General features: G+C 38.7%; 30 protein-coding genes. 10 read left to right on the forward strand and 20 right to left on the reverse strand.

The genetic code is table 11. The features are described 5' to 3' along the window. Position 1 precedes the first annotated feature (1 nt). Positions 2 to 421 carry an NUDIX hydrolase gene (locus NIZ91_11165; GenBank protein ID USY53322.1) on the reverse strand — a complete coding sequence of 140 codons (420 nt, stop codon included), beginning with the start codon at positions 419 to 421 and terminating at the stop codon, positions 2 to 4. Between the two features lie 21 nt (positions 422 to 442). Then, a complete protein-coding gene (locus tag NIZ91_11170; protein ID USY53323.1) occupies positions 443 to 919 on the reverse strand; it encodes a GNAT family N-acetyltransferase in 477 nt (158 codons plus the stop codon). 179 nt (positions 920 to 1,098) lie between these two features. On the opposite strand from NIZ91_11170, the gene NIZ91_11175 reads away from it, so the two are divergent. Genes NIZ91_11175 through NIZ91_11185 form a run of 3 tightly spaced genes read left to right on the forward strand, consistent with a single transcriptional unit; the run spans position 1,099 to position 3,114 of the window. After that, positions 1,099 to 1,842, forward strand: a complete 744-nt coding sequence (locus NIZ91_11175; protein ID USY53324.1) for a glyoxalase/bleomycin resistance/dioxygenase family protein — start codon at positions 1,099 to 1,101, stop codon at positions 1,840 to 1,842. Between the two features lie 48 nt (positions 1,843 to 1,890). After that, positions 1,891 to 2,652, forward strand: coding sequence for a GNAT family N-acetyltransferase (locus NIZ91_11180; GenBank protein ID USY53325.1), 762 nt, complete (start codon positions 1,891 to 1,893; stop codon positions 2,650 to 2,652). Between the two features lie 9 nt (positions 2,653 to 2,661). Next, entirely contained in the window at positions 2,662 to 3,114 is a 453-nt protein-coding gene (locus NIZ91_11185) for an ASCH domain-containing protein (GenBank protein USY53326.1), read from the forward strand. Between the two features lie 127 nt (positions 3,115 to 3,241). Here NIZ91_11185 and NIZ91_11190 read toward each other — a convergent pair whose 3' ends face one another. The 5 genes from NIZ91_11190 to NIZ91_11210 all read right to left on the reverse strand — a co-directional run bounded on the left by NIZ91_11190 (position 3,242) and on the right by NIZ91_11210 (position 8,104). Beyond that, positions 3,242 to 5,317, reverse strand: a complete 2,076-nt coding sequence (locus tag NIZ91_11190; GenBank protein ID USY53327.1) for a collagen-like protein — start codon at positions 5,315 to 5,317, stop codon at positions 3,242 to 3,244. 228 nt (positions 5,318 to 5,545) lie between these two features. Continuing rightward, entirely contained in the window at positions 5,546 to 5,923 is a 378-nt protein-coding gene (locus NIZ91_11195) for a hypothetical protein (GenBank protein USY53328.1), read from the reverse strand. Between the two features lie 229 nt (positions 5,924 to 6,152). After that, on the reverse strand, positions 6,153 to 6,608 hold the full coding sequence (locus NIZ91_11200) for a GNAT family N-acetyltransferase (protein USY53329.1): 456 nt from the start codon (positions 6,606 to 6,608) through the stop codon (positions 6,153 to 6,155). Positions 6,609 to 6,630: 22 nt separating this feature from the next. Next, positions 6,631 to 7,410 carry a Cof-type HAD-IIB family hydrolase gene (locus tag NIZ91_11205; protein USY53330.1) on the reverse strand — a complete coding sequence of 260 codons (780 nt, stop codon included), beginning with the start codon at positions 7,408 to 7,410 and terminating at the stop codon, positions 6,631 to 6,633. Between the two features lie 109 nt (positions 7,411 to 7,519). After that, a complete protein-coding gene (locus NIZ91_11210; protein ID USY53331.1) occupies positions 7,520 to 8,104 on the reverse strand; it encodes an NAD(P)H-dependent oxidoreductase in 585 nt (194 codons plus the stop codon). 145 nt (positions 8,105 to 8,249) lie between these two features. On the opposite strand from NIZ91_11210, the gene NIZ91_11215 reads away from it, so the two are divergent. Both NIZ91_11215 and NIZ91_11220 read left to right on the forward strand, forming a co-directional pair. Further along, entirely contained in the window at positions 8,250 to 8,558 is a 309-nt protein-coding gene (locus NIZ91_11215; protein ID USY53332.1) for a helix-turn-helix transcriptional regulator, read from the forward strand. Between the two features lie 181 nt (positions 8,559 to 8,739). Next, positions 8,740 to 8,970 (forward strand): hypothetical protein, encoded by a 231-nt coding sequence (locus NIZ91_11220; protein ID USY57151.1) that lies wholly within the window; start codon positions 8,740 to 8,742, stop codon positions 8,968 to 8,970. Positions 8,971 to 9,001: 31 nt separating this feature from the next. Here the strand turns inward: NIZ91_11220 and NIZ91_11225 are convergent, their stop codons facing one another. Beyond that, positions 9,002 to 9,448 (reverse strand): PH domain-containing protein, encoded by a 447-nt coding sequence (locus NIZ91_11225; GenBank protein ID USY53333.1) that lies wholly within the window; start codon positions 9,446 to 9,448, stop codon positions 9,002 to 9,004. 204 nt (positions 9,449 to 9,652) lie between these two features. Between NIZ91_11225 and NIZ91_11230 the strand changes: the two genes are divergently transcribed. Genes NIZ91_11230 through NIZ91_11245 form a run of 4 tightly spaced genes read left to right on the forward strand, consistent with a single transcriptional unit; the run spans position 9,653 to position 12,360 of the window. After that, positions 9,653 to 10,387 carry an IclR family transcriptional regulator gene (locus tag NIZ91_11230; protein ID USY53334.1) on the forward strand — a complete coding sequence of 245 codons (735 nt, stop codon included), beginning with the start codon at positions 9,653 to 9,655 and terminating at the stop codon, positions 10,385 to 10,387. Between the two features lie 22 nt (positions 10,388 to 10,409). Beyond that, a complete protein-coding gene (locus NIZ91_11235) occupies positions 10,410 to 11,588 on the forward strand; it encodes an MFS transporter (GenBank protein USY53335.1) in 1,179 nt (392 codons plus the stop codon). Between the two features lie 14 nt (positions 11,589 to 11,602). Then, a complete protein-coding gene (locus NIZ91_11240) occupies positions 11,603 to 12,070 on the forward strand; it encodes a heme-degrading domain-containing protein (protein ID USY53336.1) in 468 nt (155 codons plus the stop codon). Then, positions 12,070 to 12,360, forward strand: coding sequence for an antibiotic biosynthesis monooxygenase (locus NIZ91_11245; GenBank protein USY53337.1), 291 nt, complete (start codon positions 12,070 to 12,072; stop codon positions 12,358 to 12,360). Before NIZ91_11240 ends, NIZ91_11245 begins: the two co-directional genes overlap by 1 nt. 43 nt (positions 12,361 to 12,403) lie before the next feature. On the opposite strand, the gene NIZ91_11250 is transcribed toward NIZ91_11245, so the two are convergent. The 8 genes from NIZ91_11250 to NIZ91_11285 form a co-directional block, all read right to left on the reverse strand. Further along, complete coding sequence (locus tag NIZ91_11250) at positions 12,404 to 13,390, reverse strand: aromatic ring-hydroxylating dioxygenase subunit alpha (protein USY53338.1); 987 nt, start codon at positions 13,388 to 13,390, stop codon at positions 12,404 to 12,406. Positions 13,391 to 13,469: 79 nt separating this feature from the next. After that, complete coding sequence (locus tag NIZ91_11255) at positions 13,470 to 14,099, reverse strand: TetR/AcrR family transcriptional regulator (GenBank protein ID USY53339.1); 630 nt, start codon at positions 14,097 to 14,099, stop codon at positions 13,470 to 13,472. 181 nt (positions 14,100 to 14,280) lie between these two features. After that, positions 14,281 to 14,982 (reverse strand): DUF554 domain-containing protein, encoded by a 702-nt coding sequence (locus NIZ91_11260; protein ID USY53340.1) that lies wholly within the window; start codon positions 14,980 to 14,982, stop codon positions 14,281 to 14,283. A 78-nt stretch (positions 14,983 to 15,060) separates the two neighbouring features. Next, entirely contained in the window at positions 15,061 to 16,029 is a 969-nt protein-coding gene (locus NIZ91_11265; GenBank protein USY57152.1) for a zinc-binding dehydrogenase, read from the reverse strand. Positions 16,030 to 16,062: 33 nt separating this feature from the next. After that, positions 16,063 to 16,491 carry a hypothetical protein gene (locus tag NIZ91_11270; protein USY53341.1) on the reverse strand — a complete coding sequence of 143 codons (429 nt, stop codon included), beginning with the start codon at positions 16,489 to 16,491 and terminating at the stop codon, positions 16,063 to 16,065. A gap of 499 nt (positions 16,492 to 16,990) precedes the next feature. Continuing rightward, a complete protein-coding gene (locus NIZ91_11275; GenBank protein ID USY53342.1) occupies positions 16,991 to 17,227 on the reverse strand; it encodes a hypothetical protein in 237 nt (78 codons plus the stop codon). 10 nt (positions 17,228 to 17,237) lie between these two features. Continuing rightward, on the reverse strand, positions 17,238 to 17,726 hold the full coding sequence (locus tag NIZ91_11280) for a GNAT family N-acetyltransferase (protein ID USY53343.1): 489 nt from the start codon (positions 17,724 to 17,726) through the stop codon (positions 17,238 to 17,240). Then, on the reverse strand, positions 17,723 to 18,646 hold the full coding sequence (locus NIZ91_11285; GenBank protein USY53344.1) for a DMT family transporter: 924 nt from the start codon (positions 18,644 to 18,646) through the stop codon (positions 17,723 to 17,725). The genes NIZ91_11280 and NIZ91_11285 overlap by 4 nt, the downstream gene beginning before the upstream one ends. Positions 18,647 to 19,012: 366 nt before the next feature. Here NIZ91_11285 and abc-f point away from each other — a divergent pair, with 366 nt between their 5' ends. Next, positions 19,013 to 20,656, forward strand: a complete 1,644-nt coding sequence (gene abc-f / locus NIZ91_11290; protein ID USY53345.1) for an ABC-F type ribosomal protection protein — start codon at positions 19,013 to 19,015, stop codon at positions 20,654 to 20,656. A gap of 79 nt (positions 20,657 to 20,735) precedes the next feature. Here the strand turns inward: abc-f and NIZ91_11295 are convergent, their stop codons facing one another. The 4 genes from NIZ91_11295 to NIZ91_11310 all read right to left on the reverse strand — a co-directional run bounded on the left by NIZ91_11295 (position 20,736) and on the right by NIZ91_11310 (position 22,373). Then, positions 20,736 to 20,942 carry a DUF5316 domain-containing protein gene (locus tag NIZ91_11295; GenBank protein ID USY53346.1) on the reverse strand — a complete coding sequence of 69 codons (207 nt, stop codon included), beginning with the start codon at positions 20,940 to 20,942 and terminating at the stop codon, positions 20,736 to 20,738. 12 nt (positions 20,943 to 20,954) lie between these two features. Next, positions 20,955 to 21,182: a hypothetical protein gene (locus NIZ91_11300; protein ID USY53347.1), complete on the reverse strand. Its 228-nt coding sequence runs from the start codon at positions 21,180 to 21,182 to the stop codon at positions 20,955 to 20,957. A 163-nt stretch (positions 21,183 to 21,345) separates the two neighbouring features. Continuing rightward, complete coding sequence (locus tag NIZ91_11305) at positions 21,346 to 22,059, reverse strand: DUF2812 domain-containing protein (GenBank protein ID USY53348.1); 714 nt, start codon at positions 22,057 to 22,059, stop codon at positions 21,346 to 21,348. Continuing rightward, positions 22,056 to 22,373 carry a PadR family transcriptional regulator gene (locus NIZ91_11310; protein USY53349.1) on the reverse strand — a complete coding sequence of 106 codons (318 nt, stop codon included), beginning with the start codon at positions 22,371 to 22,373 and terminating at the stop codon, positions 22,056 to 22,058. The genes NIZ91_11305 and NIZ91_11310 overlap by 4 nt, the downstream gene beginning before the upstream one ends. Between the last annotated feature and the right edge of the window lie 72 nt (positions 22,374 to 22,445).

The following is a 22,445-nucleotide window of genomic DNA, read 5'->3' on the forward strand; positions in this document are numbered from 1 at the left end:
TTTAGTTCACTTTTAAAACTCCATCTTCAATGTATCTCAGTAAAATTTTTCGCTCTTCTTCAAACAGCATAAATAAATCATCCATTTTTGCTACAGGCTTCCATGCTACATCAACAATGAGGTTATCAGGATCTTGGAGCTTCTTTTCTCCACCTACTAACTGAACAGCAAAATATTTAATATGCACATCAACACCGTATGTGACCGTATCGTATTCATGGACTTGACCTAGGATTTCAACCTCGTATCCCGTCTCTTCCAAAACTTCACGAACGCAGCATTCTTCAAATGTTTCACCGCCTTCTAGCCCACCTGACGGAACAGACCATAGCTCTGGGTGATTTGGCTTCTCTTGCGCCACCATTAATAATTCGTTATTTTCATTGATGCAAATCGCTGCTGCGCCTTTCCAGTTTGACATGCAAAATCCTCCTCCATTCAGTTATAGCTTCTTCATTAACAACAGTTCATCTCGAATTGGAATTTCATCATAACCAACCAAAGGAATGCTTGGCTTTTGTTTTCTTGCTTCTTGAACTGCGTTTGGAAATAGGTAAGCTAAATGATAACCACGTCTTTGATAAAACCGAAGAGCCTTTACGTTATCATTTGTTGTAATGAGCGTTACCTTCGTGCAACCTAGGGATTTTGCTTTCTCTTCTACTGCTTTCATGAGGGCCGTGCCGTATCCGCTGTTTTCCTGCAAGCTATCTAACGAGATTATTTCACACTCTTTTTCTCGTATTTCATAGGTGACTAATCCAATGATGTTATGATGCTCATCATATAAGATAAACCCACACAGAGAGGAACAGTCATACGCACCAACAGAAGTAACCATTTTTGTACTTCCCCAATGCTTTTCTAAGAATCGACTGACTTCTTCTCTGTCTTCCATAACAACGCGGCGAATTTCCATTTTTCAACACCCCTATTCCCATTTTATACTATTGTTCTATTTTTTTACATCCCAAAAGTAAATAAATAACATCTATATTTATTCTTTCTACGACTAAAGATGTATTCCTTTTCATTCGTTGTACCGTCGCTGTTTTAACTGCATTCATCGTAAACTGACGATAAAAGGAGTGAATGAAGATGATTACCCACTATGCCAATCTCGAACTACGTACCTTATCCATTCAAGGTGTGAAGCAATTTTATGAAAAAGCACTACATTTAGAAATTACAAATGAAACAACTGACTTTATTCAATTCAGACTAACTCCATATAGCACGCTTAGTTTCAAAGAATCCTACGAACCAATTAAGCCAGCACACTTTGCCATTCAAGTGTCCTATCAGTCGTTTACTAATGCTGTTACACTTTTAAAAGAATCTAGGGTGTTTTTGTTAGCTCAAAACGAAGAAAATCCTATTGATGAACATAATGGTCGAAAAAACGTATATTTCCGCGATTGTGACGGTCATTTACTCGAGCTAATTGCGCATGACTATATTCATGAAAATAAGTTAAAGGGGTATGGTAAGCTGAATGCGTTATATATAAGAGAAATAGGCTTTCCAGTAAAAGACGTTGGAAAGTTTCGAAGCTGGCTAAAAGAAAATTTCAACATGAAAACAGTCGAAGATAATGACTACTTTAACTTTGTGATTGGTGGAACAGCCTATGCGGTGGTTGTCTCAGAAAAGCGGCCATGGATTCCTATCGCCATGAAAGCTCTACCTCCTAACATAAAAGTAACGCTCGGTACGCCTTTTACATTAACAGATTCAAATCAATGCTTTGTATGGCATGATTATCAGCTCTCTCTGGTGCACACACCTGAGTTTCAGCACAGCATTCTGCAGGATTTACGGTTGCCACCTGTTTGCTATTAAGTGTATAATTGTAAAAATATAGAAGTTTCACAGATTAGGAGGCGCAGCATGCATACAAAAACAGATACACTTCGCTTACTCGAACAGCTGGCTCCAAATGCTTGGCCAGCTCATACAAATGAAAAACTTGGTGATTGGACGCTGCGCTACACGTTTGGCTATACAAAGCGCGCCAATAGCGTCCATGCAGTGGGTTCACTGCCTCTTGATCCAAACTGGCTTCAAAAAGTTGAAAATTTTTATGAAAGCAAAAACGCATCATCATGTTTTCATATCTCTCAGCTTTCACCTGCACAGTTAGATGAAACACTGGCGTTAAAAGGCTATCAGAAAATCGATGAATGCTTTACGATGATGGCCGCATGTGAAGATGTGCTCCAAAACGTCAAGCTCGATATTCAGTATGATGCTGATTACTTATCCGAAGCAACTTCAGCTTGGGTTCATGAGTTTCTAACGTTAGAAGACTTTTCAATAGATCGCTTTGACGCCTATACTCATATCTTTTCCAGCATTCATGCTCCTAAGACGTTTCTGCGCTTATCAGGCACTAATGAAACAATCGGTTTAGGATCCGTGGTAGTTGAACAAGGGTACGGATGCATCAGCAACGTAGTTGTACACGCTAAACATCGCCGAAAAGGCATTGCTAAAGAGCTGGTGAGCGCGCTCGTTCAATGTGCTCAAAGACAAGAAGCTGACTATGTTTACCTGCAGGTTGTAAAAGGTAATCAGCCAGCAGTTGATTTGTATGAAAAGCTTGGTTTTAAAGCAGTGTCTTCTCATCATTATCGTATTCTGAAGAAATAGGTGAAAAAGATGAATGAAATCGATCAATTCTGGCAGGAGTTTTGCCGGAAGAACAATCTTACGAACGTATCGTACAAAGAAGCATTTCAGTTCGGCGCATCTCCTGGCTGGCTTGCTTCCTTAGTTGTTGAAGGTAAAAAAACAGCTACCACATCCGGCTATGTTTTCTATGAACTTGAAAATGAAGAGTTACCGAAAAAAGGAGATTATTCAATTGTTTTAGACGAAAGCAATCAGCCAGTTGCCGTTATTCAAGTTCAATCGGTAGACGTTTTGCCGATGAACGAGGTATCAGAAGAATTCGCATTAGCTGAAGGTGAAGGTGACTGTAACTTCTGGTGGCACGCGCACGAAGAATTTTTCACAAACGAGTTAAAGCCTTATGGAAAGACGTTTTCTCCTGATTTAATTGTGGTTTGTGAGCGTTTTGTAAACTTGACTTTAAAAAAGCCTAGCTGCTAAGTTATTAGCAGCTAGGCTTTTTGTGCCGTAATAAGGTTAGCTGACACTTTAATCTTTACATTTTTCTACTCTTACCTTTTTATAGCTTTATGAAACTTTCCCCTTTCCCACTGAGGACTATCAGACATCAAATTAACATCAACCAATAACAACTATTTATTAGAAGGTTAGGTGCCTGCGAAATTGAAGTTGTATTATACCCGACAATAAAGCTAGGTGGAATAGTTGCAGAGGCCCATCCTGTAATAAAAAATTGATTTGCAATCGTATTATTTGAACTGAAAATAGTAGTTGCCCCAACAGAACTTGAATCAATTCCAATGAGACCTTTTCCTGCGGTATTTTGAACAGTATTTCCATCCACTTCTATAAATCTAAATATATTCAAATTTGCGTTAAATAACAATACAGGTACATTTCCCTCATTAATTGTAGTGTTGTTAAGAATATACAATCCAAAATTGGAACCAACAAATTCTTCGATAACTAATAAATGCCTTAAAGTATTTGGCGAAAGAAGCTGTGTATTATTGCTTATTACCAAGTTTCCCTGAAGTGTTCCTGAACTAGCACTTACATTCGTAATAATGATAAACCTGCAACTATTATTACCTGCAGTAGATATAAAAGTATTGTTGTTAATAATACTCTGTCCTGAAGTAGAAGAAATAACAATGTAATAGTGACCATTAGGGCTTGAAGCAAGGGGCGCATAGGTAAAGCTACAGTTTGTTATTTGGAACTCAGTTGCTCTAATTGAAATCCCTAATTCACATATTGAAATTTCACAGCTGTCGACATATATTCCTGTTGCGGTCAAATTATTTATTGCAATTACCGACTCAACACTTAAAACAGATGGGAAATTTTGAACAATTGACATCTGTTGAAACACAACATTTGGAACTGTAACATTAAACATATTAGTTACGGTGTTCAGTGTAGTAATAACGGTAGTTGCCCCTATACCTTGCCCTTCAATCGTTACCGATTTGTTAACATTAATAGTGGAGGTAATTATAAAAGTCTCAGCATCAAGCAATAGTCTATCTCCATTATTAGCAGCAGCTAAAGCCGATTGGATTGTGGTAAAGGTTTGCGTTGAACCAACCGGAATCGTAGCGCCGGTTGGAGGAGGAATATCTCTAGTTGGAGGAGAAACAGGTTGAGAGAGTTTATAATAAGTATTACCTGTAAATAAGTCGATATAAATATCTCCTAAATCCCCAACATCACATGTTGGTGCTCCGACTCCTGTTAAAATTGGCGTACCTGGTGGACCTGGAATCCCTTGCGGACCGGTTTCCCCCTGTGGACCTGGAATCCCTTGCGGACCGATTTCTCCCTGTGGACCTGGAATTCCTTGCGGGCCGATTTCTCCCTGTGGACCCGGAACCCCTTGCGGACCGATTTCTCCCTGTGGACCTGGAACCCCTTGCAGGCCGATTTCTCCCTGTGGACCCGGAACCCCTTGCGGACCGATTTCTCCCTGTGGACCTGGAACCCCTTGCAGACCGATTTCTCCCTGTGGACCTGGAACCCCTTGCGGACCGATTTCTCCCTGTGGACCTGGAATCCCTTGCGGACCGATTTCTCCCTGTGGACCCGGAACCCCTTGCGGACCGATTTCTCCCTGTGGACCTGGAACCCCTTGTGGGCCGATTTCTCCCTGTGGACCTGGAACCCCTTGCGGGCCGATTTCTCCCTGTGGACCTGGAATTCCTTGCGGGCCGATTTCTCCCTGTGGACCTGGAATCCCTTGCGGACCGATTTCTCCCTGTGGACCTGGAATTCCTTGCGGGCCGATTTCTCCCTGTGGACCCGGAACCCCTTGCGGGCCGATTTCTCCCTGTGGACCCGGAACCCCTTGCGGACCGATTTCTCCCTGTGGACCTGGAATCCCTTGTGGGCCGATTTCTCCCTGTGGACCTGGAATCCCTTGCGGACCGATTTCTCCCTGTGGACCTGGAACCCCTTGTGGGCCGATTTCTCCCTGTGGACCTGGAACCCCTTGTGGGCCGATTTTTCCCTGTGGACCTGGAACCCCTTGTGGGCCGATTTTTCCCTGTGGACCTGGAATTCCTTGTGGGCCTCTTGGACCTGGAATCAAACAGCAACATGTATGGCAGTCACAACATGAGCAGCAGTACGAGCAGTAATTACTATGTTTATTTACATTTTTACTCTTTCGATTGAAATACACGAAATTATCTCCTTTCTATTTTTATAAAGTTTATATTTTTGCTAAGTTAAAAACCGTTTTCATAGTTTATTCATATACACAGGGACAGGTATGGACTTATGTTTATCTCCTTATAATAAAAACACTGTGTTTAATAACGTTGAATCATTTTATCAATTCTTTGATGAAAAAGTTTACATTATAAAAACAGCTTCGCTAAATAGCAAAGCTGTCTCCTAGTAAAACCCACTACTCTAACGGCAGGCTCGGCTTTTCATCCTGATAAATTGAATAAGTTTCTCCATACTTTTCGACATCTGTACACTTCTCATCACTACAGCCAAATAAATATGTACCTTCAGTTGTTTGAACGCTTACATTAAAATAATATGGATACCTGCCACCTTTATTTTTATCCATGCTGCTTTCTATAGCTTTAATATCTTTTGTTTTAGCAATCTCTTGATAGTCTTTACTTTCAATTGTTTTTTGAATCATTTCATTTAGAATGTTCTGTTCCTTTTCATCGGGATCATACATCCTATCAAAAGCATAATGCTTGACCAGCCAGTAAGCGTTCATTCCTAAACTAATAACCAGTAGAATCTTTACTACTTTTTTCTTCATTTTCAATCGTCCTATTCCGTTACCTTTTCTACAACATTTTTCTATCCATCAGGGCTTTCAACTACAATTAATTCGGTATTATTTATGACTACATAGCTATCAATTCATTCGTTACCATTACAGCCTGCTAGTAATATAGCAAAACAGAAGTTGATTAACAGGAGAAATTTTCTCATGCCGGTTCCTCCTATAAGTCAGAATGCATAGGTACGTTTCATTCCCATCTGTATTATTCTAACTCTAAGCTCATCACAACACGTTCTTCATTCAATTCAAACTCGTTTTTTTGAAAAAAAGCAGCTGGCTTTCGGTGACCTTTTTCAGTAGATAAATAGATTTGTGTTACTGCTTGCTGCTTTACCTGTACTTTTAGAAATTCTAATAAGCTTGTCCCAATACCGCTAATTTGAGCATCGGTATCCACACAAATTTCGTTAAGATAAAAATGCTTATTGTTTATCCATTGTTCTTCATTTCCCACGATAAAGCCTAGAAGCGGACCATTTTCTTCTTCAAAATAACCAATTCCTAGATAGCCAGGCGTTAAGCTAATATCCATTAACCGCTTATAAGAGCTTTGAAGCGTCCATGGTTCATTCCAAGGTTCCTCGTTAAATACACGCGCAAACAGCTTAGCTGCAGGCTTTAAATCTTTTATAGTAAGCTTTCGAATTGGTTGGTTCATTGTACACGTCCTCTCTTCTTTCTTATTGTGAAATGAGGTTATAATATCTAAGGGCAAACTCCACGCCATCTTCATCTGATTTTTTCGTCACAAAATCAGCTATTTCCTTTAAGCGTTGACTACCATTTTCCATCGCAACACCAACACCTACAGTTTCAAGCATATCAATATCATTGTCACCATCCCCAAAAGCCATCGCCTCAGAAGGGTGTATTTTAAAGTACTCTAACACTTTTACAATCGCCTGCGACTTTGATACGTCTGTTTCCAATACGTTTACCACATATGGGTGCCAGCGGCGAAACGTATAGTGAGGAAACCTCATCTTATATTGATCCACCACTTCGTCTGTTCCAAACAGACAAAGTAAATAGATTTCTTCTTCGTAAATGGAAGGATGAGTGTCTGGATAGGTTTGAAGCGACAAGGTTTCGAATAAAGCAGCTAAAACACCCTCTTCCTGTACTCCGTTCATGTGAAAGCCTTTCGTGTAAAAAGATAGAGCATGTTGTTTGGAATCTGAGAATTCTACAAGCTCTTTTACGTTGGACTTGCTCATACTCACTTTATGTATAACTTCATTCTGATAAGTCACGTAACCACCATTTGCAGTAATAAACACATCAATACCTAACTCTTTTAATTCTTCGCACATAGAGAGTGGGCGTCCAGTAGCTGCTACAATAATAATGCCGAGATTTCTTAATAAACTGATGGCACGCTTTGTACTCTCAGGTATTTCGCCGCTCTTGTGATGCGTTAGCGTACCATCAACGTCGAAAAAAATGATTTTGCAGCTCATATTTCCATTTCCTTTCTTTTAGTTCCATTTTAATCCATATACGCATTTAAAAAAAGCAAATAATAGAAAAAGCACCAAAACCCTGTTGGTTCTAGTGCTTAGCTTACAATTATGAGAAGTGACGATCAATCGTCTCATCAATTTGAGTAAAGATTTTTTTGTAGCCTTCCTTATCTAAATAGCCGATACTTCCGAATAATAAATGATCAACAGGCTCAATTCCTGTAAAATCAAAAATCCCTACATCTGACGTGATTTTTAATCCTGCCGTCATGCCTATCTCATCATAAACAGCGCTTGGTGTTCCGTGGGTATTAATGATAAGACCTTTCTTTCCAGCTAGTAGCTTAGTAATACCTTCTTCACCAGTAGCATATGCAAAGCCGTACGCAAAAACACGGTCTACATACCCTTTAATAATAGCCGGAAGGCCTGCCCACCAGATTGGATAGATAAACGTAATAACGTCTGCTTGTGTAATATACTCTTGTTCTACTTTAATATCTTGAGGAGTGTTCCCTGCCTTCATTGCTTCCATATCTTCTTCTGTAAATACAGGTTGAAAGTTCAGCGCATATAAATCTCGAACAACCACCTCATGATTGTTTTTTTCTAAAGCTTTAACCGTCGCTTCCAATAAAGAGTGATTTAAGCTTTCTTGATGTGGATGTGCATAAATAATTAAATGTTTCATGTTTTCTTCCTCCCATGTTTTTTTATATTTAAATTCAAGCGATAATTTCATATTATAGGGATGGAGGAATTCTGAAAAGTAGTCACTTTTTTATGACCTAGTCGTAAAAAAGTGACCTTTAAGAAAAGAAAGAGAGTTGTCTTATATGGCCCAAAGAGAAAATTGCCCCGTAACTCAAACCCACAATATTATCGCCGGAAAGTGGAAAATTATTATTCTGTGGCATTTAAGCACAAAAACCATTCGCTTTAATGAATTTCAGCGGCTGCTTCCTGGCATCTCCAAAGGAACGCTTTCCAATCAGCTTCGCGAGCTTGAAAAGGATGGTATGATTCACAGGGAAGTATACAATGAAGTACCACCTAAAGTAGAATACTCCCTCACTTTTTTAGGCGAAAGTTTTGTACCTATTCTTCAAAGCATGGGGGATTGGAGCAAGAAACATTTGCAGTAACCTGCTGAATAGCTTCTGTATAAGAAGTTATTCAACAGGTTACTTTTTTCTTTTATTATCTTCATATAAATTAAAAATCAACAAATGTAAGCGTTATCTTATAAAAATACGTGTCATCAATACACAAACTCATGAATATCTTTATATTAAAATACAATTAGGAGGCCTGATTGATTTGTTAATGTTAGAAACTGCTAAGCAAATCGTAAAACACGTATACCCGTTTGTCTGTGTAAACCGCCACGATATTTTTAAAGGAGACGTTACTTCCTTGCAGCTCTCAAAATATTTAGACCTTCACCCTGCCCACGTACCATACGTTACCACAACAATCATTTATTTACTTGAAGCAGACGGCTATGTGTCAAAACCGCTGGTGGAATACGGAGGTATTCGCAAATGTTTACATTAAAAGAAAAGGCGTACTAAGCTGATTAAGCTTGCTACGCCTTTTGTGATATTTTCATCGTAAGTCCTGATCTTACTTTCAGAAACTGGACAAACACCTCTGGATCACGAGGTGAAATTCGTATTGTTTTACGCTTGCTGTACTTGATTTGAACTTGTTGAATCGAAAGTGCGGGGGCAATGAAAGGCATTTTGACGAAGCGAATACTGTGAATTTCTTTTACATTTATTTTTTTCTTAAAAGGACCATAATAAATGGTTAACGTTTGGTCTGTGAGATAATACCCTGTGCGAAACCAAATCGAAAGTATGAAAGCTGCAAAAAACGCTAAAGCAGCTAGTCGAATGAAATAATGATCTTGAATAAACGGAACCACAAACACACCCCAACCCATCACAAAGATTCCATCTATTAAAACAGCGATACCCACTCCCCAAATTAAGCATGACATCCACCAATCTTTTTTGGATGGAAAGTACATGGCGTGTCCTCTCCCTTCATTTTTGACACTTTGAGAAAACAACTTCCTTATTTTTAGTCCTTCCAAATGAATAAACACCCAAAAATGATGTAGAAAATAAAGTAATGCTCCTTTTTGTTTCAATTATAGAAACTTTAGTTCTTTTTTTGATTTACTCATCAAAACCAATTAGGATAAACAACGTACGAAAGAGAGGTGAGCTTCTTGGAACAGTATGAAGTAGCTACGTTAAAAAAAGGGCTATTAATAATAGACGCTTTACAGGAAAAAGATATGACTTTAACAGATGTCATCCATACTTTTTCATTCAACAAATCAACGGCATTTCGATTGCTTTATACGCTTGAAATAATGGGCTATGTAAAGAAAGTTGGTCATGCATACACCTTAACAGGAAAAGTCGGCATGTCTTCAACTACCTATAGCCCAAAAGAAAATTGGCTATCCGTCCCCCCTTTATATGAATTAAGCAACGAAATTGGTGAAACTGCTTATGTTGGGATTTTATATGGGACAAACGTAGTCACAGCGCAAGTCGTTGATGGACGTCACTCGATAAGAACACATTCAGAAGTTGGGGATTACGCTCCCGTTCATTTAAGTGCTCTGGGTAAAGTTATTTTAGCTTTCTTAAATGAAAAGCAGCTGGACAGCGTCTTAAAAGAACTCCCCCTTCTTCAGAAAACCGAGAATACGTTTGCTGACCTTCATTTACTGAAGCAGCATTTAAAAGTAATCAAAGAACAAGGTTACGCTGTTGATGATGAAGAAACTGAAATTGGCTTACGCTGTATAGCAGCACCTGTCATTGTTAAAGACAAAGTCCTTGCAGCTATCGCTATTTCAGGGCCAAGTTGGCGCTTACATCGCAAAATGGATAAAGCATTGAGTAAAAAAGTCATTGAATGTAGTTCCAGGATTTCAGCTTTGCTTTCATAATACAACAAAGAAGGAGTCAAAAATGACACAAAAAGTATACCTCGCACTCATTTCATTAGCTATTAGCGCATTTGCCATTGGTACAACAGAATTTGTAATTGTAGGGTTGCTTCAAACAGTGGCCAATGATTTATCAATTTCATTAACAAAAGCAGGAACGCTCATTTCGGGCTATGCCATTGCAATTGCTGTTGGAACTCCTCTCGTTACAGCTTTAACAGGAAAGCTGCCAAAGAAAGGACTTTTACTCATATTGATGGCAATATTTACGGCTGGAAATGCTATTTCTGCCGTTTCCTCAAGCTATGAGCTACTCATGCTTTCACGGGTTGTTACAGCTGTTTCACACGGTGTGTTTTTTGCTATAGCGGCTACGGTTGCCGCTGACATCGTACCTGAAAACAAAAAAGGAACAGCTATTTCTATTATGTTTACAGGTTTAACTGTGGCCACGATTGCTGGTGTTCCTCTAGGAACGTCCATCGGACAACATTTTGGCTGGAGAGCTAGCTTTGCAGCTGTTTCTTTACTCGGTGTCATAGGCTTAATTGCCAACGCTTTAATCATAGACAAAGTAAAGAAACAAAAACATGCACCGACAGTGAAAGATGTTAAAAATCTAATTAAAAATCCTCGAATTTTATTAGCGCTTCTTATGACTGCTTTAGGATTTGGAGGTACTTTTGCTCTTTTCACATATCTTACACCAATCCTTGAACACATTAGCGGCTACTCTTCAAGCTCGATTTCACTGCTGCTTTTAATTTACGGTGTTGCTGTAGCAATTGGAAATATTACTGGTGGTAAATTAGCTAATAATCACCCTGTTAAATCACTACGCATCGTTTTCTTATTACAAGGAATTGTACTGCTGCTGCAAATGATTTTATTGCCAAGCAAACTTCTAAGCATTATATCTATTATTCTCTTAGGATTATTTGCATTTATGATGTCAGCTGGTGTACAAGCCTATATGGTAGCATTAGCTGAAAAGCTTGTGCCTTCCGCAAAAGATATTGCCTCTGCTTTAAATATCTCTGCATTTAATATAGGCATTGCTTCTGGGTCCACACTAGGCGGATTCGCAGTTGATTACTTAACTTATTTAGATACTGCTTGGATTGGAGCCATTATGGTCGCTCTTGCGTTTTTACTATCTATTCTTAACTATCGATTGGATAAAAAACAAAATTTATTTTAGAGGAGATTTACACCATGAAACTTGAACAATTAGAAGAACTAGAAAATGAACTACAATTTCAATCATTTACAAATGAAGATGCGCTTCAGTTAGGAATGACGCTTGTTCAGTATGCAAAAGAACATAAGAAAGGAATTGCCGTTCATATTGAACGAAACCGCGTTCCTCTTTTTACCCACTTGATGGACGGCACGTCCGAAGAAAACGTATTTTGGCTTCAACGTAAAAAACGCGTAGTAGACCATTACAACAGAAGTTCGCACTATATCTCAGCTCGCTTTGAAGAAAATGGAACAACCCACGACGAAAGCTCACTGCTTTCTCCAGCCGATTACCAAGCAATCGGTGGTTCGTTTCCAATTCGAATTCAAGGGGCGGGCGTAATTGGAAGTGTTACTGTAGCTGGGTTAACGCCACAGTTAGACCATGACTACGTAGTTGAAGGCATTAAACGTTATTTAACCAGCAAGGAGATAATTTAATGGTAACAGAGCAAGCAACCCTTATTATAAAACAAGACCTTGTCTCTGAATTTGTTGTAGCTATCGGTGAAGCTTTCCCTTTGTTAATTAACAACGCTGGTTATTTGTCTCATCAACTTATGCAAAGCATTGAGTTTCCCAATCATTTTTTACTTATTGTACAGTGGGCTACGCTTGAAGATCATGTAAACGGATTTGTCGGAAGTTCACAATTCTCCAAATGGGAACAGCGAATTAAGCATTTTTTCAGTGAGGAACCAACTGTTCTTCACTACTACATGATTCAGTAGAAAAAAGGCGTACTATGCTTACTTTAGCTAGTACGCCTTTTTTTCATATTTTCCCGTTCTTTTCAAACTGTTCATCCAAAGCAAATCCTGGCTCCTCAGTGGATAGAAATTGAAACCACCTTTTTCGAAACTGAATTTGTGCCATATCTGCCTGCACGTGTGCTTCCATTTTTAATGCTTCTGGTATTGGTCGAGGATGCTGACTTTCTACAACGTCTTGATCTTCTTTTAGCACCTTTAAATTGTAGTAACGCATAAAAAAGTCAATAAATGGAGCTCTTTTCAAAAAACTTCTACCGCCGTACCCCAAAATCAACGTCTCTTCTTCATCTAAGGGTGTAAATGTTAAATACTGAAAGAAGCTTTGCTTTTCTTTATCCTTGGATTTCAATATCCATTGATGAGGAAACATGTACTCTAAATACGCTCCTCCCCCAGAAAAAGAAAAGAAATCGAGGTTTCCTTCCACTTTGTAGTCCGGCACTACGCTCGGCATATTTTTCCCAATCGTTTTCTTATGAACATACGTCAAGTGAGCGATATCTAAAATGGACTCCACTGTTCGTGTGAAATGTGCTTTCCACAAGGATTGAAAAGGAACAAGCTTATAGCCGTCTTGATTGATTTCTTCAAAAATAGTAAGCTCTTTTACCTCTTTTTCTGTCTTTGTATGATCAGGAAAAATCCATACAAGTCCTGCTTTTTCCTGAACAGGATATGAGCGTGCATGAGCGAATTTCGGCACGGTTTGATCTGGTTGAGATGGAATACAAGCACATGTTCCATCTCCTTCAAACTGCCAGCCATGATACGGACACGTCAGCTTTCCATTTACAACAGAACCAAGAGATAAATCAGCTCCCCTGTGTGGGCAATAAGGGTGAACAGCCGAGATATGACCTTTTTCATTTCGGAATAATACTACGTCTTTTCCAACAATTTTTCTCTTAACAGGCTTTTCCGATACATCGCTTGAGTAACAAATTGCGTACCATTCATAAGGAAAAACTCGATCAATATTCTGTTTCATCTTTATTCTCCTCCTTTGAAGTTACACTTACTTATCAAATGATAAGTAAAGGGTAAAGAAGAAAGCATGAACGATTTATTCACGCTTTCTTGTTATCTCTGAAAGTAGTTGAAATGCCAAACATTATAAATTCCGAAAGAAACTGTGCTTTTTCTTTTACTTCTGCTTCGCTCTCTAGTTTCTCCATCTCGGACTGACTAACCAAGCTCATTAATAAATAAGCATATTGTTTTACTGATGTATTGGCCGGCACATGAACACTTCCTTCATCAGAAGCTGTTTGTAGTAGAGCAGAGATAGGAGCCAAACAAGCCTCTTCCCACCACTGTCGAAGTACTTTTTGATTCTCATCAGCTATTTCATGTTTTATATCATGAAAGAGTTGGTTTAAATTATACGGATACGTTTTTAATAAATAATAAATTATATGCTCTAAGCATTCCTGCAAATCTCTTTTGCTGTTAATAATACTTAATAAGCTCTGCTTCATTTGTTCTAAATTAATCCTCAGCATTTCTAAATAAATAGCTTGCTTATTTGAAAAATGATGATAAAGAGCGGGCTGTGTAATCTTACACACCTCTGCAATTTTGCGTGTTGATACAGCACGATACCCATACTCCATAAATAGTGAACGCGCAGTTTCCATAATGAGCTTGCGCGTCTTTTCGCCATCTTCTTTTTTTAAAGTCTTTGGCTGTTTTGACATATCATTCACCCTTATATATATTCGAGCTTATCAACTGATAAGTTACTATATTTTTTTATTCTTGTCGATTTTGAATGTGCTTAATTTATTTTATCCTTTTCAATGTGCCGATGCAAAAGCAAGCTATATACGCTGTAATTTATATACTCAAAAAAAAGTAGACCTTCTGTTAAAAGGTCTACTACATCCAAGCATACATTCCCGTCACTAACAAAATGACAACAACAATTGCAGGCAGCAAATTCGCCACCTTGACTTTGGTAATGCCAATTAAATTTAAGCCAATTGCTAGAATCATAATACCACCGGTTGCCGTCATTTCGATAATAAGCTGATCCATCAGTGCATCTGGAACTATTCGATCAATCTGTGCAGCAAAAACAGCTATTAATCCCTGATATAAAACAACAGCTATGGCTGAGAAAATAACGCCAATCCCAAGCGTTGTACTTAGTAACAGAGAGATAAATCCGTCCATCACGGCTTTTGTATACAATACGTCATGATTGCCGCGAATGCCACTATCAAGAGCACCGATAATGGCCATTGCTCCAACAACGAAGATTAATGTTGCTGTTACAAAGCCTTCAGCAACACTGCCTTGACCACTTCCGACCTTGCTTTCGATCCATGAGCCAATTGACGAAAGCTTCTCTTCTAACTTCAATGCTTCACCCGCTACTGTACCGATAACAAGGCTTAAAATTACGAGCAAAAACTGTTCGCTTTTCATACCCATCTGAATTCCCAAAACCGCAATTGCTAATCCGATTGCCTGCATAACGGTGGTTTTCATGCTTTCGGGAATGTTTCGACATAAGCTTCCTAAAAGCGTTCCGACAACAATGCCTAACCCATTTGCAAGCGTTCCTAATAAAACCATCTCTATACCTCTTTCATGCTGTATGTACATTCAACATCATACTACAAATTATTACATTTCGAAATGTTTTTATTATTTTCACAATACTTTAAGAAGAATTTTTCCTTCGTAGTTCCGGCTTTCAACTAAGCGATGAGCGTCGGCTGCGTTTTTTAAATCAAATACCTGTTGAATAGAAAGATTAACTTCTCTTTTAGCAAAAAGGTCAATCACTTTTGCAGCAGCAGGAGCTAGCCTCTCTGGAGCATGCTTTCTAGTCGTTCCTAAACTAAAACCTTTTACGCTACGACAACTGCTGTGAACATCACTTGTTTTAAAGCTTCCTGCTTTTCCACTGCTGTTTCCAAACTGAACGAGTGTACCATAAAGCGCTAAACATGCTAAACTTCTTTCCGTAACGTCTCCTGCCATCGAGTCAAAAATAACATCTGCTCCTTGGTCTTTTGTCCGCTTGAAAACTTCTTCAGAAAATGTATCGTATGTAAAAACAGCATCTGCTCCAAGCGATTCAACGTATTCTTTTTTATCTAGGCTTCCCACCGTTCCCATCACGTTCTCAACCCCAGCTTGCTTGGCTAGCTGTACAAGCATGGAACCCACTCCTCCTCCAGCGCTATGAATTACCACTGTATCCGAAGCCTTCACTCGTCCAATTTCATGAATTAGCATATATGATAAGATAGCTACTGTTGGCATTGCTGCTGCCTGTTCAAACGAGAGCTCGTCAGGAATTTTAAAAACAAGGGCTTCGCTTGCAATAGCGTACTGAGCGTATGAACCACTTTTTGGAAAAGCAATAACTCGATCCCCTGGTGAAAATACTGAACTTTCAGAGGCTTCTTCTACCATACCGGCTGCGTCTAAACCAAGTGTAAAGGGAAACTCTGCTTCCCCCTTTCCACCAACTCGTGTTTTAAGGTCTGCATAGTTTATGCTTGCATATGCGACTTTAATAAGAACTTCTCCTTCTTGTCTGCTCGGTCTTGGGATTTGCTCGCATTTTAAAACGTCTGCACTTCCAAACTCATGTTGAATAACTGCCTGCATCATGACTTCTTTTGACATCTATAATCCCCTACTTTACTTATTTTCTGCTAGTTTTAGGTTCAGCACTTCTTCTTCGTTTTTATAGATAATTTTCATTTTAAATACATCTTCTTTATATGTTCGATCATTAAGCGTACCGACTAAAAAAGACACGGTATTATCTTTATCGTCCAATTTATTCACCATGGCTTTTACATTTCCTGTTACCGTATCACCTTCACCCGTTTGAAGCTCAACCGTTATGTATTTCAATTGTTCTGGCGTTATCTTAATCGATTTTGGCCCTAGCCTTACCCAATTTGTCTTGCGCTCTTGATAAAGCTTGTGGTCATATATGTATTCAGCACTCCACTCTTTTCCTTTATCAGAGAAAACAGCTTGTCCTTCCACTGCTGTTTTCCCACCAAAAGAACAGCCTACTATACATATAAAAACAAAAGCTACGAGTAGTACTTTCTTCATTTATAATCCCCTTTATATCATCTTACTTCTCTATTTTTCTCATAAGAATAAACCCTTTATAGCCAATAAAGGGTAACTTTCCCAGTCACGTAAAGCAGGCGTAAATATCGGCTTATTCAAATAATGGAAAATTTACACACCTCATTATAATCAGATTTTTCAATAGTTTCAATAAGATAAAGTAAAATTATTGATATATTTTCAAATTATTGTAAAGTTAATCTATCACTAGAAAAATAGAAAACAGTATAAGGGTCTTCATTGATTAATGAAAATGAGTTTGAGACATAGAAAAACAGCTGCTTCTAAAAGATGAAAAACAGTTCTTCCTATTTCTTTCGTTTATTTGAACCCGTTCGTTCCATCACGCTACGCTCCATTCTAAACTATTTTTTCCTAATCAACAAAAAGCCTGAACGATTAAAAGTTGTGAACTTTTAATCGTTCAGGCATAGTAGGGATTGAACTACTTATGTATCAATACCTGTACAACACTCCACTACTTAGAGTGCTTCACTTTATCAACATGTAAGTAATAACCGATTCCAGCTCCGATAAGGCCGCTGGCAGCACATATTCTCATTAAAACCATAAATACGTCAATAAGTTCCATGTATGACGTTTCGATGAACCCTTCTCCTGAGCCCAATACTTCTTTATAAGGTACGAAAAATACGCCTATACAAAAGCCTAAAACAAGGCCATATATAAACCCTTTTTCTACAAACTTTGCCAACTGAATCTCCTCACTTCACTCTTCCCATTATAAACACATCATGATATTCACCTGCATAGAAGTGCGCTTTTTTTAGTTGTCCCTCTACTTGAAACCCTTTTTTCTTGTAAAGCTTCATGGCTTTTTCATTTGATACATTCACCTCTAGTTCTATGCGAATGAGACCTAAATAGTTATCTGCAATATCTAAAAGTGAATCTATAAGAGCACCACCAATACCTTTTCCGTGGTACTTCTCATGAATCGAGATACCCAGTACAGCAATATGACGCTGTTTTCCTGGTTTAATATGAAGGCCAGCTATCCCAACGAGTTTATCTTCAACTGTAGCTACCATTAGATGCGCATCTTGACTTATGCTTTCCATAAAATCTTTTGAACTTTTCACACGCTCTGAAGGTATCGCTAACGTATGGCGTGCAACTGATGGCTGAATTCTAATTTCATGAACAGCTTCTGCGTCACTTGGATGTACCGGTCTAATTTTAATATCAATCATTTCACACTCTCCCCTTCACGATATGAGTAGTCCGATTTCTTTTTCACTTTCATCATCGTCAACCCCATGCCTCCAAAGATGAGGACAATGCCAACGCTTTGTAGAATATCTGGTCTAAACCCTGTTAACAGCGTATCTAATAAAATAGCTACCGCAGGATCTAGAAACACGAGAACTGAAATGACGTTTGATGATAAAAATCGTAAACTATCAAAAAACAGTAAATAGACGATACCAGTATGTACGATGCCTGTTATAGCTACAACCATCCAGTTAATCGCAGATAGTTCAAAAAAAGAATGAAAGGTAACGATCGGCATCAGCATAAAAATTCCAACCAGAGTTTGTAAAAACGTCGTCGCATAGGGACTTAGCTCTCTAATCCCTTTACCTGCTAGGGTAGTGAATGCGTAAAAGAGCGCAGCTAAGAGTCCCCAAACCACCCCTGAAGAAAGTAAATCGTTCATTGATGTACCAGCACTAACCCCTGAAATCAAAAGAGTACCGATAAAACAAATCGCCAGTGACACAACTGATATAGGGGTTAGCTTTTCTTTATATAGGATAGCTCCTAAAAATAAAACAAACACCGGTGCCAAATGATAGATTGAAATAGCGACCGTAACGGACGTTTGTTCAAATGCTTTAAATAAAAACACCCAGTTTAATACAAGAAAAACGCCGCAGATCAACGTCTGGATAACATCTCTTTTACTCCACTTTTCTTCTTTATACTTTCCAGTTAACATCCAGCAAGCGCTTAAAAATAGAGTCGCACACACACACCTAACAAAAACAAGCTCCACTGACTGTAGATTAGAGCGCTCTGAAAAGAAGCCGATTGAACCAAAAATAACCATGGATACAATCATCTTTAGCTTAGCAGATGAAGAGTTGAGAGATGCTTGATTGTGATTCATTCCTTGCACCTCCTATAAAATTGAATCTATTTTACCATAAATATCCTAAACAGAACTGGTAAATCTAAAAAAAGGATTTATTTTCTACATAGGGTTGCCGATTGTTTTTAAGCATGCTACAATTTTCACTAATAAACACGAGAGGAATGATGGATGAACAATGGATAACTAACCTAATTTTTTACGTTTGAAATTTCATAATTTCAAGTCTTAAAAACTTAGGATTAGTCTGCCCATTTTTCACCCCTCCCTACAAGCTCTCTGCTTATAGGCTTCTTTATGCGGGACAATAATGCGGACTCGACTAATCCTTCCAATAAAATTGGGAGGATTTTTTTATTCTCCCTGTACCAAAGGGATGATTCGATGTTAGAACTACTACAATTAAAAGAATTGAAGCTTGAATTAAATGACTACACGCTGTTTAAAGATGTAAATGTAAGTATCCAGCAAGGTGACACTATCGGTATTATTGGTAAAAACGGTGCCGGCAAATCTACTTTGCTTCGCGTACTGACTGGAGATATAAACCCGACAGGCGGAAAAATTCAGCACTTTCAGCCCAACATTTCCATTTCTATGGTTGAACAAGAAGCTCGTTCTTACTCATTTGAAGACTTGTCGGCATCAGAAGAAACGCTTTTAAGGAAATGGAACGTGCCAACCGGCAACTTTCAGCGGCTGAGCGGTGGTGAAAAGCTGAAAGCCCGCCTTGCAAGAGGTTTAGCGAACTATTCTGATCTTTTATTGTTAGATGAACCAACAAACCATCTAGATGCTGACAGCACGGCTCTTTTAATCAAAGAAATAAAGAAATACCGAGGAACGATCCTTTTGGTTTCCCATGACCGCTATTTTTTAGATCAGGTCGCAACAAAAATCTGGTCTATTGAGAATCAAAAAGTTATTGCACACAGCGGAAACTACAGCGACTATATGAAACACCGTGAACAAGTTCGTCTCACCCAACAGCGAGAATACGAAAAGCAGCAAAAAATGAAAGAGCGCATCAACAATCAAATGAATCAGCTTACCGCTTGGTCACAGTCAGGTCATGCACAATCAACAAAAGAAGAAGGTTTTAAAGAATATCACCGCGTCAAAGCCAAGCGTTTAGATTCACAGGTGAAGTCAAAACAAAAGCGTCTTGAAAAAGAGCTGGAAAAGTTTAAAACAGAAGCTCCCGCTGAGGAGTATCAGGTACAATTTTCATTTACTTCAACTCATAAGCACGGCAAGCGCTTTTTGGAAGTAAAAGACCTGGAAAAATCATTTATAGACCGTGCCTTATTTAAAGAAGCAAACTTCACGATTCAGCACGGTGAGAAAGTAGCGATTATAGGTCCTAACGGCAGCGGGAAAACGACGCTTTTACAAATGATAATGAAAAACGAAGCGCCGACCAAAGGCGAACTATGGATTTCCCCTTCCGCTCAAATTGGGTACTTAACGCAAGAAGTATTTGACCTTCCGCTTGACCAAACGCCAAAAGAGCTTTTTCATCGAGAAACATTTGAAGCTCGAGGGCATGTTCAAAACTTAATGAAGCATTTAGGCTTTGTCGCGTCACAGTGGAACGAGCCAATTGCGAACATGAGCATGGGTGAACGCGTAAAGTGTAAACTGATGAAGTACATTCTAGAAGAAAAAGACGTTCTGATTTTAGATGAACCCACCAATCACCTTGACTTACCTTCTCGAGAACAGCTTGAAAAAACGCTAGAACAGTATAGCGGAACGTTGCTGATCGTTTCCCATGACCGCTACTTCGTTGAAAAGGTTACTACTGTACAGCTAATTATTGAAAATGAACGCATGAACAAGCAGCTACAAACATCAGGCGATAAGCCAAGCAACATCGATGATAAAGAAAAGCTTCGCTTAACCCTTGAAACCGAGCGTCAGGAAGTGCTTGGGAAGCTAAGTTTTCTCACACCCAATCATAAGGATTATACAGAATTGGATTTGAAGTTTGTGGAACTAACGAAGAGAATTAAAGGGTTACAATAAGCATTCACTACTAGATAAAAGCATGTGCAAAAACTCCTCATTATGGCAAAAAGCCTTACTTTTTAGTAAGGCTTTTCTTTTACAGAAAATACACAAGCCCTGCAGCGCTTAACGCCACAATTCCTACCAAACCAAACACCATAGATACTTTTGTTTTAACATTACGGTGTTCAGCCGTTTCAGAGTGAAAGTTCGCTCTTTGCTGCTCTCCATTTACCCAAGCTCCAATCGAAATTCCAGAAATGATGATAGAGATTATACCAATTACTAGAAATAACTTCACCATACAGGATCCTCCTTATATAAACAATTCTATAATTCCTACCAATATACCAATCACAGCTCCTGAACATAGCCCCCACCATAAAAATAAACTGATTGGGTTTCCTAGATTCATTGCCTCGTGCCAAGATGCTTTGGTACGGTTATGTAGCTGATATCGTTTCAGTTGAATAAATTGATATATGTTGAAAGCCACAGACATAACAAGTAACACAACTAGTCCAGCTAAAAGCTGATTATTCATGTTCAACATATCCACTTTTAGTATTTATTTACATATACGTATTTTAGGTTTAAAAAGTTTCACTACTATCCAATTATTCACTTTTTCTAGTAAACTTGAATGACAAGAAAAAGCGATTAGAAACTAAAGAGTCTAATCGCTTTTCTCTGTTTGAGCTATTCATTTAACCTTCGTTTCTCACTTTATGAAATAAAGACATAATCAGCCAAATCACTGCTGGAAAGACAGTTCCTCCAATAATCATATAGGCTAGCAGACGAGCTGAGTCATAATCACCGAATACCAAGACAAGAACTGCCATTATGACAAGAGCAGTTGGTATAATTTTCAACAAAGCAACCGAACCCTTCTTTTCCTCCACTTTCCATTTATTATTATAGGATGCGATGGCAGTCAAAGTTGCTGGAAAGGCAACAACTGTTAGCACGATACCAATCACAGTCAGCAGCGAATGTAAAACTCCAGAGCTCATTATCGTTCCCAACCACGCAAGCGCTGTAAGTACTACTAATGAAATCGCGATATACCCCATGGAATTAGACAAGCTTTTATATTTTTCAACTAACGTCTCAGAGTCGCTATAAATCGCTTTTGTACCAGATTCTGCTCGAAACAAATGAATATCTCCTTCTGAAGTTACGTGAGACCACCCGGCGGATGCAAAAACATCAAAGTATTCATCTTCTTCTCCTACTTCAAGGGATCGGTAGTCTACGCTGTAGATATAGTCTGAGCTTTCTCCTTTTTCAAGCGTGTACCCCGAAAATTTAAAACCAGTAACGTGCCATCCTTTTAAAGAAAATCGGCGTAATTTTTTCATATCCTTCTCTTCAGCAAAAGCAAGGCCACCTGACATGATGTACTTGGTTTGTTTCATTCTTCATCCTCCCCCAATCCCGTTTCAGCTAGTTCAATCATTATTTTTCTAAGGGTTACATCTTCTCTAAGCACAGTTCTTCCTACATCGGTAAGGAAATACGTTTTACGTCTTGAATCCGAAGCATCGTATAAGTAAATCCATTCTTTTTCTAAAAGCTTTTTAATAATGGTATACATGGAAGCGGGCCCTATTGTAATGGTGCCCTTTGATGTTTCTTCGATTAAATTCATAATAGCATAGCCGTGTCTTGGCTTTGTTAAAGCTGCCATTATGTAAAACATTGAATCTGTTAACTGCTCTGTTTTTCCCAAATCCTCACCTCTTATATCACTTCAAGATATATCACATTGCGATATAACTAAATAAAATATATCATAATGTGA

The organism is Bacillus sp. 1780r2a1 (assembly GCA_024134725.1).
Classification (GTDB): Bacteria; Bacillota; Bacilli; order Bacillales; family Bacillaceae_H; genus Priestia; species Priestia aryabhattai_A.